Origin of the sequence: Staphylococcus sp. GDX8P114P-2 (genome assembly GCF_017892945.1) — a bacterium.
In the GTDB taxonomy this organism is placed as follows: domain Bacteria; phylum Bacillota; class Bacilli; order Staphylococcales; family Staphylococcaceae; genus Staphylococcus; species Staphylococcus arlettae.
Map to the genome: position 1 here is coordinate 1 of NZ_JAESMB010000005.1, position 15,814 is coordinate 15,814.

Annotated in this window: 10 protein-coding genes, 1 tRNA gene and 1 other RNA gene; 1 reads left to right on the forward strand and 11 read right to left on the reverse strand. The window is 36.8% G+C overall.

Annotated features, from left to right (window positions below):
- Positions 1-416: 416 nt before the first annotated feature.
- From recR to gltB, 11 genes are all read right to left on the reverse strand, one after another.
- Entirely contained in the window at positions 417-1,013 is a 597-nt protein-coding gene (recR, locus tag KA845_RS01365; protein WP_002510513.1) for a recombination mediator RecR, read from the reverse strand.
- Positions 1,014-1,017: 4 nt separating this feature from the next.
- Complete coding sequence (locus tag KA845_RS01370; protein WP_002510514.1) at positions 1,018-1,335, reverse strand: YbaB/EbfC family nucleoid-associated protein; 318 nt, start codon at positions 1,333-1,335, stop codon at positions 1,018-1,020.
- Positions 1,336-1,423: 88 nt separating this feature from the next.
- On the reverse strand, positions 1,424-3,148 hold the full coding sequence (gene dnaX / locus KA845_RS01375; RefSeq protein WP_021459289.1) for a DNA polymerase III subunit gamma/tau: 1,725 nt from the start codon (positions 3,146-3,148) through the stop codon (positions 1,424-1,426).
- 56 nt (positions 3,149-3,204) lie between these two features.
- A complete protein-coding gene (locus KA845_RS01380) occupies positions 3,205-3,738 on the reverse strand; it encodes a GNAT family N-acetyltransferase (RefSeq protein WP_021459290.1) in 534 nt (177 codons plus the stop codon).
- Between the two features lie 427 nt (positions 3,739-4,165).
- Positions 4,166-4,435: signal recognition particle sRNA large type (gene ffs, locus KA845_RS01385), an RNA gene on the reverse strand.
- Between the two features lie 99 nt (positions 4,436-4,534).
- Positions 4,535-5,260: a trehalose operon repressor gene (gene treR, locus KA845_RS01390; RefSeq protein ID WP_151508184.1), complete on the reverse strand. Its 726-nt coding sequence runs from the start codon at positions 5,258-5,260 to the stop codon at positions 4,535-4,537.
- 22 nt (positions 5,261-5,282) lie between these two features.
- Complete coding sequence (gene treC / locus KA845_RS01395) at positions 5,283-6,917, reverse strand: alpha,alpha-phosphotrehalase (RefSeq protein WP_167868086.1); 1,635 nt, start codon at positions 6,915-6,917, stop codon at positions 5,283-5,285.
- 93 nt (positions 6,918-7,010) lie between these two features.
- Entirely contained in the window at positions 7,011-8,438 is a 1,428-nt protein-coding gene (gene treP / locus KA845_RS01400) for a PTS system trehalose-specific EIIBC component (protein ID WP_107373778.1), read from the reverse strand.
- Positions 8,439-8,646: 208 nt separating this feature from the next.
- A tRNA-Ser gene (locus tag KA845_RS01405) sits at positions 8,647-8,739 on the reverse strand.
- Between the two features lie 60 nt (positions 8,740-8,799).
- Positions 8,800-10,263, reverse strand: a complete 1,464-nt coding sequence (locus tag KA845_RS01410) for a glutamate synthase subunit beta (RefSeq protein ID WP_167868085.1) — start codon at positions 10,261-10,263, stop codon at positions 8,800-8,802.
- Positions 10,264-10,282: 19 nt separating this feature from the next.
- Complete coding sequence (gene gltB / locus KA845_RS01415) at positions 10,283-14,779, reverse strand: glutamate synthase large subunit (RefSeq protein ID WP_167868084.1); 4,497 nt, start codon at positions 14,777-14,779, stop codon at positions 10,283-10,285.
- A gap of 138 nt (positions 14,780-14,917) precedes the next feature.
- On the opposite strand from gltB, the gene gltC reads away from it, so the two are divergent.
- Positions 14,918-15,805, forward strand: a complete 888-nt coding sequence (gltC, locus tag KA845_RS01420) for a glutamate biosynthesis transcriptional regulator GltC (protein ID WP_167868083.1) — start codon at positions 14,918-14,920, stop codon at positions 15,803-15,805.
- Positions 15,806-15,814 lie beyond the last annotated feature (9 nt).

The following is a 15,814-nucleotide window of genomic DNA, read 5'->3' on the forward strand; positions in this document are numbered from 1 at the left end:
TTCAGTTTTCAATGTTCATTCGTTCAAGTTTTTTCGAACACAAGAATTAATTATACTCTTTAATCCTTATTAAGTCAACAACTTTTTAGAATTAATTTTGAATGTTAATTTGTGTTGTTGTCGTGTTGTTTCGCTCGACAAGTAAATACTATACAGGGTTTCAAGCATATCGACAACAGTAAAATTTACACTTCTCTCCATTGTCATCAGCATCAAGTAACCAATAAACAAACTTATATTCTCTTTTCTTATATTTAGTACGCTTTTTCCCGTTACATTGTTAAAAAAAGCTGAACCTTAAACACTAACAATGCATAAAAACCAAACTTTAAAGTTTTTTAAACTTTTTTACAAAAAAGACATCATCCTGAAAAAGGACGATGTCTAAACCAGTTCTCTCTATTATAAACAGCTATTTACATTTCTGTTCGTCCCATTATCGCTTTGGATAAAGTGACTTCATCAGCGTATTCTAAATCTCCGCCCACAGATAATCCTTGGGCTAGTCTTGTAACTTTTATGCCAATAGGTTTCACTAAACGAGAGATATACATCGCTGTAGATTCACCTTCTAAGTTTGGATTCATCGCTAAAATCAATTCTGTCACACCTTCGTCTTTTAAACGATTAATTAATGTTGGGATATTAATATCTTCTGGTCCAATGCCATCCATCGGAGATATCGAACCATGTAAAACATGGTATAGACCTTTATATTCACGCATTTTTTCCATAGCGATTACATCTTTATCATCTTCTACTACACAGATAATTGTTCTATCTCGCTGTTTATCTTGACAAATATAACATGGGTCTTGTTCTGTGATATGGCCACATTCACTACAATAAGTTAATTCTCTTTTTACATCTACTAACGCTTTTGCAAATTGTACAACGTCGTCTTCTTTCATATCTAATACATGAAATGCCAGACGTTGTGCCGTTTTAGGGCCAATGCCTGGCAGTTTCATGAAACTGTCAATCAGTTTAGAAATCGGTTCAGGATAATGCATGGGATCACATTCCAGGGATGTTTAAGCCTTGAGTGTGTTTGCCTAAGCGTTCTTGAGTTAACTCATCTGCTTTATTCATAGCTTCATTCGTAGCAGCAATCACTAAGTCTTGTAACATTTCTACATCGTCTGGATCAACCGCTTCTTCTTTGATAACCACGTCTACAACTTCTTTATGGCCTGTTACAGTAACAGTAACCATGCCGCCTCCTGCTGTACCTTCAACGCGTTCTTCTTTTAACTTTTCTTGTTCTTCGCCCATTTTCTTCTGCATTTTTTGCATTTGTTTCATCATTTGTTGCATATTTCCGCCACCGCGCATAATGTATATCCTCCTTAGTGTATTAATTATAATTTATATAATTATGCTTTCCTAATATTATACATGCCTTTGTATTTATTGTCATGTATCACTCTTCGTCAATAACATTGACTGTATTTTCGCCAAATAAGTCTTTTGCTTTTTGAACGACGTCTACTTCCTCTGACGTATCAGCTGTATGTTCACCTTCTACAGAACTTGTTGTTTCGTCAGATTGTCCGGACTTTCTATTTTGTAGATACTCAGAGCGTACACGCATCCATTGATCAGAAGGTACACCTACTACTTTGACTGTTTTATCTATGATGTTGCAGACTACATTTTCAATATTAGCCCTTTTATCATCATCTTTATTTACAATTTCACAATGTATTTCTTCTTCGAATTTAATCAGTACATGTGTTTCACTTGCCGCTACCGGCTCTGAATTTTGCAATAGACTTACGAGTGATTTCATATCATTCGTTTTGGCATGATCCACAACTTCTTCCCAATGACCTTTTAAGAGTTTGATATCATCTTTATTCGCTTTATCTAACACTTTAGCTATTTGTTGCATAGAGAAAGCATTTTTAGATTGTGCCCCTCTACTCGGTGCTTGCTTTTTAGTTGGTTGTGCAGAGGTAGCAGTTGCTACGCCTTGGGCTTTCAATGTTTTCAATTCATTTTCTAACTGTTCCATTCGTTGTAATAACACATCGTTATTTGGTTCAGCTGCTACACTTGTTGTCGCCACGTGTTGCACAGTAGTAGCTTGTCCTTTAATCATCTCTGATAATTTCACCAACAGTACTTCGAAATGTACATTTTGATTCACGCTGAAACGTATCGACACTAAAGTATCATTAATCACATCAATCATTTGATATAAAGTTTCTAACTCAAAGCCCATTAACGCGTCATATTCTACAGTTGATTCAGAAGTTTTATTCATTATAGTATCACGCACAAAATAAATCATATCGTTAATCAAACGATTGACCTCTTTACCATCAGATACAAACTGGTGATACGTAGTAAAAGCTGATTTAACATCGCCATCAATTATTTCTGTGAATAATTGGTTTAATGAAGCCTCATCAACACTTCCTGTCACATTCAGTGCATCTTGAAGCGTCAAGTGTTCATCTCCAAAGGCTATCGCTTGGTCCATGATACTCAGCGCATCTCGCATACCACCTTCAGAAGTTTTAGCAATGAAAGTAAGTGCTTCGTCGTCATAATCAATTTCTTGTTCTTCAGCAACAAATTTCAAGCGCTCTACGATTTCTTCTTCATTAATAGCCTTGAAATCAAAACGCTGCGCACGTGAAATAATTGTAGGTGGTATTTTATGCGGCTCTGTTGTAGCCAAAATAAATATCGCATGCGCTGGAGGCTCTTCGAGTGTTTTTAATAATGCATTGAAGGCACCTGTCGTTAACATGTGAACCTCATCGATAATGTAAACTTTATACTGTGATTCACTTGGAGCATATTTTACTTTATCTCTAATATTTCGTATTTCATCTACACCATTGTTACTCGCCGCATCAATCTCAATAACATCTGAATTGGTACCTTGTGTAATACCTGTACAGATCGCACATTCATTACACGGCTCACCATCATCATTATGTTCACAGTTGATTGCTTTCGCAAACACTTTTGCAATACTCGTTTTACCTGTACCTCTCGGGCCACTGAATATATAAGCGTGAGATTGCTTTTGTTTAGAGATAGCATTGCGTAATGTTTTGGTGACGTGTGTTTGACCTACTACGTCACTAAACGCTTGCGGTCTAAACATTCTATATAAAGCTTGATAATTCACTTTCGCACCTCCATTTACATCCGTTCATTATTATATCATTGAACTTTCTTTCATGGCTATCCATTAAATGCATCTGAATAAACGACTTTACCTCGTGGTGTTGTCTGCTTATTTTCCGCGATAAACTTCACCATAAAATAAGCTGATGGTACTTCAAATGGTGAATAAATACTATATTGTTCCGCTTCCTCATATCCTAAACGTCCATAGTAATCTGGCTCACCTAGTACAATAATTGTATCATAGCCTTGAGCAGCAGCCCGTTCTTCGCCTGCTTGAACTAAAGCTTTACCAATACCTTGGTTGCGATAAGGTTTTAATACAGCTAGTGGTGCTAACGCTAATGCGGTATAAGTTGCTTGTTCACTCACAATTTTAATCTCCGATAATAGAATATGCCCTACCACTTCACCATCATCATTTTTAGCTACGACTTCAAGCTCATAATTATAATTTGCGTCACTACGAATACGTTTTACTAATTCTTGTTCATCGTGGTTGGATTCTGACACATCTTGAAAGGCTTCTACTATTGTTTGTAAACTTGCTTCATAATCACTTTCAGTTAAAGTACTTAAATATATCTGCATATCTTCCCTCCGTACAGCTATCTTTTATGTACATACTACACTATTTCTTTCGATATACCTATATATTAGCTAATGAATAAAAGGGAGTGGGACAGAAATCTGATTTTGAAAAAAATGATTTCGTCGTCCCACCCCGGCAAGGATGACTAGCGTTGAAAAAAGCTTGGTTTAAAGCGCATTTTCAATGCAGTCAGCTACTGCCCATATGAAAAAGGTTTCTAATAAAACATGGAGTGGGACAGAAATCTGATTTTGAAAAAATGATTTCGTTGTCCCACCCCGGCAAGGATGACTAGCATTGAAAAAAGCTTGGTTTGAAGCGCATTTTCAATGCAGTCAGCTACTGCCAATATGAAAAGAGACTAGGACGAATCAATATTGTCCCAGCCTCAAAATTTATGTAAATGTATAATTTTTAATATTAAAACCGTGCACCTTTGCTTCGAATAAGTATCACAAACGTTACCAAAGTCGACAGCTAAATCTCGGCAACCCTACGGCACATATGATGATCCACTTAATGCTGCTTCCGTCAGGACCTGACATGATTCATGGGTTCATATTGCATAGGACCGAAATCTTCAAACACTACGTGCTTTGGGCAGACTTCACAAAAACGTACCCTTAGCAAAGGAATTAAGTCTCGCGTAAAGCGGATTTCGAGTACAGGGAACCGCTACCTCCCCACCTAGCACGGCAAACTTTATATTACTATAAAATCATTAATTAATGCAAGCTAAACGTTTAAAATGCCTTAATAATTTTTTACACAGTCTTAAAGTATATTGCGCATTTGTTATAATTTGCGACGCCGTGAAAAGTCATTAAACCTAAATTCAGTCGCTATATGTTTAGACACAGTATATTGAAAACGTTCTGTATTTTTTAAATGTACGACGCCTCTAACTGTGGCCGTATATGGTGGTTCGACTGGACCAAAAACACGTTTTTCTTGCTCACCAAACGCTTCAAAAGTAATAGATTTATTAGCATAACTAATCTCTAACCCTAGCACTTCTTCGATATAGCGATAAAGTGATTGTTGTGCAATGTCTAAAGTTATTTTAGGAACCATAGTCTCAACGAGATAATCTTCATCTAAAATTTTAACTTGCCCGTTCACTTTTCGCACTCTAACGATATGCCATAATTTGGCGCCCAGCGATAAACTTAATTTATCTTTAATCGTTGGAACGTCACTCGCTTGAATAAGTTCTAATTTCAAAACTTCTGTCGTATGTTTTAGCGCACGTTCATTTTTCACTTCGCTAAAGCTCATTAGATCCGCAAATGGAAACTCAGTTAGCTGTTGATAAATGACAATAGACCCTTTACCTCTAATTTTTTGAATCATGCCATCACTTACTAAGAGATGCAAAGCTTTTCTTACAGTTTCTCGTGACGCTTGGTAAGTTTGTACTAATTCATTTTCTGATGGAATTTGTTCACCATAAGACAAACTCCCATCTAATATTGCTTCTTTCAATGTTTCATATATATTTATAAATTTTTTCTTCGTCATAACTGCCAACTCTTTTACTTAATTATTGAGCGATAACTACTGCTCCAAAACCACTTAACATATTACGTTGTATCTCACCATTTCGGATAATATATTCTCCATCAATATTCAAATCGTCAGGCAAGTCAACAGACGCTTTAGAAAAATTCGCTATAACTAGCCACGTTGCACCTTGATAATGGCGTTTGTATACAAACAATTCATTATGGTCCATATAAAGTGGCTCTATACTACCGTACGTAATAATATCGTTGTTATGGCGTAAGTCAATTAACTTTTTGTATGTGTGTAATACTGAGTTCGGGTCGTTAATCGCCGCTTCTACGTTGATGACATCGTAGTTATTAGGAATATCAATCCATGGCGTACCTGAAGTAAATCCTGCATTAGCTTCATTTGTCCATTGCACTGGTGTTCTAGCATTATCTCGTGATTTTTGCCCTAAAATTTCAATGATTTCATCTTCAGCATATCCGTCTTGTTTCATTTTACGATAAGCGTTGAGTGATTCTACATCTCTATACTGACTTATGTCACTAAAGTACGGATCAGTCATGCCGATTTCTTCGCCTTGATAGATATAAGGTGTACCTTGCAACATATGCAGCACAATTGCCAACATTTTAGCACTACTTTGATGCAATTCTGGCGTTGAATCGTCCCCAAATCTAGAAACTACACGTGGTTGGTCATGGTTACACCAAAAAATAGCATTCCAGCCGCCACCTTCATATATACCTAATTGCCACTCCATCAAAATTTCTTTCAATTTAATGAAATCTAGTTTAGCATTCGACCATTTTTCGCCATCAACATAATCTACTTTCAAATGATGGAAATTGAAGACACTACTTAACTCTTGTCGTTCTGGATTCGTATACTTAACACAATTATCGATAGTCGTAGATGACATTTCTCCTACTGTCATCATCGGTTTATCACCAAAAGTGCGACGATTCATTTCGTGTAAGTACTCATGTACACGTGGACCATCTGTATAAAATTCTTTACCTATCTTTTCAGAATTTTTAAACTCACCTTTCGAAATCAAATTAATTACATCAAAACGAAAACCATCAACACCAAAATCTATCCAACGATTGATCATGTCATATAGTGCATCACGTACAGCTTTATTATCCCAGTTTAAATCTGCTTGTGTAACATCAAAAAGGTGTAAATAATACTCATCTGTGTCAGCATCATACTGCCAAGCATTACCCCCAAATTTAGATTCCCAATTCGTAGGAGGTTGTCCATCCGAAGATTTTCTAAAGAAATAATAATCTCTATACGGGCTATCCTTCGATGAATACGCTTGTTTAAACCACTCGTGTTGTGTTGATGTGTGATTAATTACAATATCTAACATAACCTTTAGTTCGCGTTTATGTGCTTCACTAATTAACGTTTCGAATTCCTCGATGGTTCCAAAACGCTCATTTATTTTATAGTAATCGCTAATATCGTAACCATTATCATTCATCGGTGATTCATATATCGGCGTCAACCAAATGTAGTCCACACCTAAGTACTGAAGGTAATCTAACTTTTCAATTATGCCATTAATATCCCCTTCACCATTACCAGTCGTATCATTAAATGATTTAGGATAAATTTGATAAACAACCGATTTTCTCCAATCATTATGTGCCATAGTACATTCCACCTTCTTTAAATATTAAATAAAAACTCGCTATCTACGTACTAGCGAGTTTAATTTTGACTTTATGCTAATTCAATTACCTACTTACTCTTCTACTAATTCTTTCGTATCATCTTTGGCAAACTTAGAAAAGATAATAGTTAAAATAAATGGTACGATCATTGCAATGACAGTACATATTAAGTACACAACCCAAAAATCTTTTTGAATAGAAATGAACGCTGGTACGCCACCTACACCAACATTACCTAACACACGACTAGCGCCAATAAAGGCACCTAAAATACATGATGTTGTAATAGCTGCAATAAATGGATATTTCAATGGTAAATTGACACCGAACATTGCAGGTTCTGTAACACCTAAAAATCCTGAAACTCCGGAAGTTACTGCAAGCCCTTGTTCTTTGGCCATTTTACGTTTTTTGTAAATATACCAAGCACCGAAAGCTGCTGAACCTTGACAAATATTTGAAATTGCTACTATCGGCCAGAGGTAAGTACCTCCTAACTGACTACCCATCAATTGGAAATCGACTGCCAAGAACATATGATGTAAACCTGTAATTACAAGTGGCGCGTATAATAATCCATAAATGGCACCACCTAACCAACCAGCATGTTGGAAAATAAATGTAACAGCACTAGTAATGCCTCCACCTATCCATAATGCAAGTGGTCCTATGACGATAAATGCTAAAAATCCTGTAATTAACAACGCTACCGGTCCTACTACTAACATCTTAATAGAATCGTGCACACGTTTATTAAGGAATTTTTCAATTTGAGCTAACACATAAGCTGCAAGTAAAATCGGTAACACTTGACCTTGATAGTTTAACTGTTTAATCTCTAATCCAAATAAATCCCACGTTGGAATATTACCTTTTGCAATATCATATTGCGATACTAATTGTGGATTCATCAAAACTAACCCAAGTACTAACCCAAGAATTTGACTTCCGCCAAACACTTTCATACTACTCCAACCAATTAAAGCTGGTAAAAACGTAAATGCAGTATTGGCAATAACGTTTATGATATCAGAAATATCACCGAGTTGCGGAAACTGCTTAACTAACGGATCTGGTCCGAATAAATCTTCCATCGTCAATAAGTTGTTAATCCCCATTAACAAACCGGCTGTAACAATGGCAGGTAAAATAGGTATAAAAATATCACCTAATAATTTAATAAGCCTTTGGACTACATTACCTTTTTTGGCAGCAGCAGCTTTGGCATCATCTTTTGATGCTTCTGTTTGCCCCGTTTCTTCGATAAATTGACTATAGACTTCATCAACAGTACCTGGACCGATTACTATTTGATATTGATTGTCTGCTTTAAACTGTCCTTTTACTAATTTATTATCACTTAACTTGTCCTTATCTACTTTAGCGTCATCTTTTAAAACCAATCGTAAACGCGTCACACAATGTGTGGCAGTGTCAACGTTGTCCTTTCCCCCAATTGCTGCAACAATATCTTGAACATCCTTTTTATTTACAGCCAAGATAGATCACTCCCATTCACTTAATCTTTATAAAAAGTATACATGTATAGACAAGTTATGTAAAGGTTTTCATTTTATTTCTCTCAATTTCCTGATAACAATGGGAATAAGAGCATCTTATGAGTTTTAGACAAATAAAAAAGGCAAATATTCAATAACAACTTGAATACTTGCCTTTTGTATCTATTAGTCTTGGATTACTTCTTAATGGCGGAGGAAGAGGGATTCGAACCCCCGCGAGCCGTTAAGCCCCTGTCGGTTTTCAAGACCGATCCCTTCAGCCGGACTTGGGTATTCCTCCAAACGAACACAACATCAATGATATTATAGCCCGTTTCAAAAGTCAATATAATTTTTATAGCTATACTGGCGTTTTCTCTAGTAAGTAACTGTTTACAGCATCCGCTACAGCTCTGCCTTCTTGAATCGCCCACACTACTAAACTTTGACCTCTGCGTGCATCACCAGCAGCAAAAATTTTAGCTTGATTAGTTCTGAAATCTTTGTTGTCAGCCACAATTTTGTTGCGTTCAGTTTGTACATTAAACGCGTGGGGTACTGTAGTTTCTGTACCTATAAATCCAATGGACAATAATACTAAATCTGCTGGCCAATGACGCTCTGTACCATCCACAATCATCATACCTTCATCAGTTTCTTCTAATATTTGAGTATACACTCCTTTGACGTTACCTATATGATCCACATCATAACGCATCGTTTGAACACCGTATGCGCGTGGCTCAGAACCAAATTTCGCTTCGTATTCTTTATGCGCATAATCCATCTTAAAGACCGGCATCGGTAATGGCCAATGGGTATTTTCTTCAAATTCAAAAGCTTCTGCTTGTTTCGTATATTTATTGAATTGGACGATAGATTTACAGTTTTCACGTAATGCAGTAGCTACACAGTCTGCACCTGTATCACCAGCACCAATTACGACTACATTTTTACCTTCAGCTGAAATCGTAGTTTCACTAATTTCACCATTTAAGTACTGTGCTTGTTCGGTTAAATAATCCATTGCAAAATGAATACCTTGGCCCATACGTCCTTCTAATGGTAGATCACGTGCGTTTTGCGAACCTGTACATAACACTATCGCATCATACGCTTCTGTTAAGTCTTCTTTAGAAATATCAACACCGATTTCTATGCCAGTTTGAAATTCGATACCTGATTGCTCCATCACACGAATTCTACGACGCACTACATCTTTATCTAGTTTCATATTAGGAATACCATACATCAATAAACCACCCGCTTCTTGTGCGCGTTCATATACCGTGACTTTGTAACCTAATTTATTCAACTCATCCGCCGCTGTTAAACCTGCCGGGCCACTACCCACAATAGCTACCCGTTCTTGTTTACGTTTTTTTGGTGGTGTAGGCTGTACCCAGCCATTTTCAAATGCTTCATCTATAATGGTACGCTCAATACCTTTGATTGCTACAGATTCACGATTAATTTTCATGACACATGATTGCTCACAAGGTGCTGGACAAACATAACCTGTAAATTCTGGAAAGTTGTTTGTTTCACTTAATCGTTCATACGCAGTTTTAAAATCTTTTTTGTATACCAAATCATTCCATTCAGGAATATAGTTACCAATTGGACAGCCTATCGTCTCACGACCGAAAGGCTCCCCCGTTTGGCAAAATGGCGTACCACAATCCATACAACGTGCACCTTGTACAGATGCCTCTTCCCGAGTAAATCTATGTTGTATTGCAGCATGATGCTTTAAACGATCAACTAATGACAACTCATCTAATTGTTGTTTGTCATAATTCATAAATCCTTTAAATTCACCCATGCAAATCCCCCCTTATGATTTAATATACTGCCGACAATGGTTTGTCAGTTTCTATATGTGTGCGCTCATCATTAAATGCTTTAAGCAATGCCTCGTCTAGTTGCGGTGTTGTTTGCTTTTGTAAGTCAATTTTCTGCATCATTAATTTGAAATCTTTTGGTATTACTTTGACAACCTTACTTTCAATATGTTCAAAGTCTTGCAGAAGTGCTTGTGCTTTTTTACTATTTGTATATTTCACATGTTCTTCAAGCATTTCTCTTAAGACAGAACGTTCTTCATCGACCGTCACTTCATCAAAGTCGAGTGTATCTAAGGCGTTATCTTGTTTGAATTGTTCAACATCTGATGGGAAGATATAACTAACTCCGCCACTCATACCTTGACCAAAGTTTTTACCTACATCTCCTAATATGACTACACGTCCACCAGTCATATATTCTAATCCATGGTCCCCTATGCCTTCGACTACAACTTGCACACCACTATTTCTAATACAGAAACGTTCGCCTGCACGTCCATTGATAAATGCTTTACCATGAGAAGCACCGTAAAAACATACATTACCAACAATAATTTCATTCTCTCGCGCTGCATTAGGAGCGTTAACAATGATTTTGCCGCCAGATAATCCTTTACCAACATAGTCATTAGCATCACCTGTGTGATGAATCGTTAAGCCTCTAGGTGTATAAGCTGCTAGACTTTGTCCTGCATGACCATTTGTATAGGCATTGATACTATCTTCAGCCATACCTTCTGCACCATGAACACGCGTGATAGCACTACCTGTAATTACGCCTACATCACGTTGTTCATTTTTTAATTGATAGTTTCCTTTATAAGTCTTACCATCGTTGATCGCTGCTTGAGCATCTGGGAATAATTGTGTTAAATCAAAGCCTTCGTCTAAATGATGATTTTGTTCAATTGATTTATGACGTTCACCATCATGTTGATACAACAAAGCTTCAATATCCATTGTATTCGCTTTAGGTCGCTGTTTTTGGTAAGGTGCACGTTGTAATAAATCTGTGCGTCCCACAAGTTCATCTACGGATTTCAAGCCAAGTTGCGCTAAAATCTCACGTAATTCTTCAGCTACAAAATGCATGAAATTCACTACATGATCTGCACGTCCATTAAATAATGCACGTAAATCTTGGTTTTGTGTTGCAATGCCTACTGGACATGTATCTTTATGACACACACGCATCATAATACATCCAAGTACTACTAATGGTGCTGTAGCAAAACCAAATTCTTCAGCACCTAAAGCACAAGCGTAAGCTACATCTTTACCAGTAAGTAATTTGCCATCCGTTTCTACTTTTACACGTGATCTCAAATCATTCATCATAAGTGTTTGGTGCGTTTCGGCTAAACCTACTTCCCACGGAACGCCAGCATGTTGAATACTTGTTTTCGGTGATGCACCTGTTCCGCCATCATAACCACTAATAACAATTTTATCTGCATAGGCTTTCGCTACACCTGCAGCAATCGTGCCTACTCCTGTTTTCGACACTAATTTCACTGTGATATCAGCATCTTTATTCGCATTTTTCAAATCATGTATTAACTGCGCTAAGTCTTCTATTGAATAAATATCGTGATGTGGAGGTGGTGAAATCAAACCTATTCCTGGTGTTGAACCCCTTACTTCCGCAATCCACGGATAAACTTTACTACCTGGCAGTTGTCCGCCTTCCCCTGGTTTAGCGCCTTGCGCAACTTTAATTTGAATTTCTTTCGCATGTAGTAAATAATCACTCGTTACTCCAAAGCGGCCTGAAGCTACTTGTTTAATAGCACTTGAATGATTACGTCCTTCTTCGTCAATAATATAACGTTCTGGGTTTTCTCCACCTTCACCACTATTACTTTTACCACCAATACGATTCATCGCTTCCGCTAATGTTTGATGCGCTTCTGCTGAAATCGAACCGTAACTCATAGCACCTGTATTAAAGCGTCGCACGATATCACTCGCTGGTTCTACTTCAGTGATATCAACAGGTGTTTGTTGCTTAAATTCCATTAAATGCCGAATATGGTCTGTACGTTTTGTATTGACTTCTTCAGAAAAAGCTTTAAATTTCTCATAATCATTTAAACGACATGCATGTTGTAATAAATGAATGGATGTCGGATTAAACGCATGACGTTGGCCTTGTTTACGCCATTGGAATGTACTTCCCGACTCAATATAAGGTGATGTTGCACTTTGACGCGCTTTATTTTCTTGATCAATCATGTCAATTGAGATTCCTGACAATTTTGATTGCGTGCCTGTGAAATAACGATCAACCACATCATGACTTAAACCTACAGCTTCAAAAATTTGTGCCCCTTGATAACTTTGAACTGTGGAAATACCCATTTTCGCCATAACTTTAATTACACCTTCAGAAAGTGTGTCTGTATATGTTTGGACATTAGCAATTACTTCACCAGACAAACGACCATCCTTAGTCAATGCTTCAATAGTACGTTGTGCTAAATACGGTACGACCGCATTCGCTCCATAGCCTAATAAACACGCTACATGATGCACTTCACGTGTTTCACCTGATAACGCAACAATACTCGTATCCATACGTAAATTTTGCGTGATTAGCAGTTGATGAATATGACTGACTGCTAGCAATATAGGCATAGCAAAACCAGTGTCATCAACTAAACCACTATCATCAAGCACTATTATTTCCTTGCCTTGTTTCACAGCTGCAATCGCTTGTTCTCCTAACTCATCTAAAGCATCCTCTAAACGACGACTATATAATGTCGATAAGCGCTGCACATTAAAGCGACTATTTTCAATTTTAGCTAATTGCGCTTCTGTTAATACCGGTTTTTGTAATTGAATACGACTTAACGCATCTTCATTAGGTTGTAATAAATTGCCTTCACTACCTAAATAAGACAACTCACTTGTTACTATCTTTTCACGATAAGCATCAATGGGTGGATTTGTAACTTGTGCAAATAGTTGTTTAAAATAATTGAACAAAGATTCATCTTTGTCATTCAAGACAGCTACTGGCACATCATATCCCATTGCACCAATTGGATCCTTTTTATTTTCAACTATTTCAGTCATATATTTGTCTATTTCTTCTTTAGTGTAGACAAATTGTCTTTGTAAACGTGATAATGTCTCCTCATCCCACTTTGAAGGCTGATATTGCACTTGCGCTAAATCTAAATCTTCTTTAAATTGGCTTAGCCAACTTTCATATGGTAACTCGTCAGCAATTTTTGCTTTCAGCTCATTATTTTCAATCACTTTATTTTGGTTGAAATCTACAAGCAACAACTTCCCAGGATTTAACTGTCCTTTGAAAGCAACTTGTTCCTCAGGCACATCGATAACTCCAACTTCTGATGAATAAACAATGTAGTTATCTTCGGTAATTGTATAACGTCCTGGTCGTAAACCATTTCTATCTGTTAACGCGCCAATTTTATCACCATTACAAAACGAAATCATCGTCGGTCCATCCCACGGCTCCATGAGGTAACTGTAATACTCATAAAATGCGCGAACATTCGCATCATTAGTTTTGTTGTATAACCAAGGTTCAGGAATTAACAGCATCGCTGCTTTTTCAGGTTCCATCGCTAACGCTAAAAATTCTAAGGCATTATCGACTATTGCCGAATCACTACCATCTTCATCTACAATTGTTTTAATTTTATGTTTATCTTTTCCAAAAACAGTATCTACTAATCGTTCTTGTCGTGCACGCATCCAATTCACATTACCTTTTATCGTATTAATTTCCCCATTATGCATTAATAGGCGATTAGGGTGCGCACGTTTCCAACTTGGAAATGTATTAGTACTAAATCGTGAATGTACTAAACCTAACTTAGAAATATAAGATTCATGAGTTAAATCTATATATAGACGTTTAATTTGATCGGAACGCAACCAACCTTTATAAACAATCGTTTTATGCGATAAACTCGTAAAATACAATGCTAAGCCTTGTGTTTCACTGTAATATTCGATTTGTTTACGTGCTAAAAACAATGCTTTATCTATAGTCGACACATCATTTAGTGCTACAAAAACTTGCTGAATTACCGGCATCGTTTTCGCAACATGTGGTGCAATAGCATCAGTATTGACCGGAACTTCTCTGTAGCCTAATACCGTCATGCCCTCTTCAGCAAAATATGCATTAAACTGACTTTCATGCTTTGTCCCTGCAATGGATTCATTAGCAAAAAAGAGTCCTACTGCATAGTGACCTTCAGCTGGTAAATCAATATCAACGTGATTAGCGAAAAATTCAAATGGAATCTCTGTCATGATACCTGCACCATCACCCGTCATTCCATCAGCACCAATACCACCACGATGATCTAATCGACGCAACATCTCCAATGATTTATCAACAATATCGTGTGTTCTTTTATTATCCATGTTGGCATAAAACCCTATACCACACGCATCATGTTCTTCTCTACTATCATATAAGCCCACATTTTTTACAGATTCGAGCATGACATTCACCCCTTTTACGAAAATTCAGAATATTCATTACGTAGAATTACTATATAGCACCTAATCAATCTGTTCAATATATAAAATAGATGATATTATTCTAATTAATAGAACGATTGTGTAAAAAGGAGTATGGTCATGGAAATCAAACAATTAAAATATTTTATTGAAGTTGCTAAAAGAGAGCATCTTTCTGAAGCTGCATTAGAATTAGACATTGCGCAATCTGCCATTAGTAGACAAATCAGTCATTTAGAGCGTGAGTTAAACGTAACGCTCTTCAAACGTGAAGGTCGTAATATCCATTTAACAGATGATGGTCATAAATTGCTTGCTGAAGCCAACAAAATCGTTGAACAAGCTGAGGATACTGTGCGGTTATTTCATAACCAATCCGAAACAAACCATTATGTCATTCGTATCGGTTATGTTGAAAGTTATACTGCTCAAATGCTCGGTTTATTAATTCAAACCTTCGAAGGTCAAAGCGACTCTAAAATAGAACCTATGTTAATGGAAGAAACAGAAATCACCAACGCGTTACTATCTGACCAAATCGACGTTGCTTTTATGGATTTATCCACTGATATCAAACAACACCGAGACCTTGATACCATTCCATTATTTGAGGAAACTTATAATATTTGTGTACCTAAAGAAGACCCGATTGCATTAGCAACCAATCCACCTTTATCACAATTTAAAGACAAAACCATTTATCAATTATACGCAACACCACAATCAATCAAGCACACCCTTGAACAGCAAATTCAACAGCGCGTACGTATAATTACGCACAAACAATTAGCAAAATATTTATTAACACACAACCGTGGTTTTATAATTACACCGTCCTATCACATTATTGATAAGCCTAACAACAAATGGGTAGAAATCTCTTTGGCTCACACTGAATTAAAACGTACCATTTGTTGTGCGACGCGCAAAGACAATCGTAAACACGATATGGCGTTACTCAAAAACACGATTATCACTTTGTTAAGTCGTGATGCTACATATCATTAATCATATGCA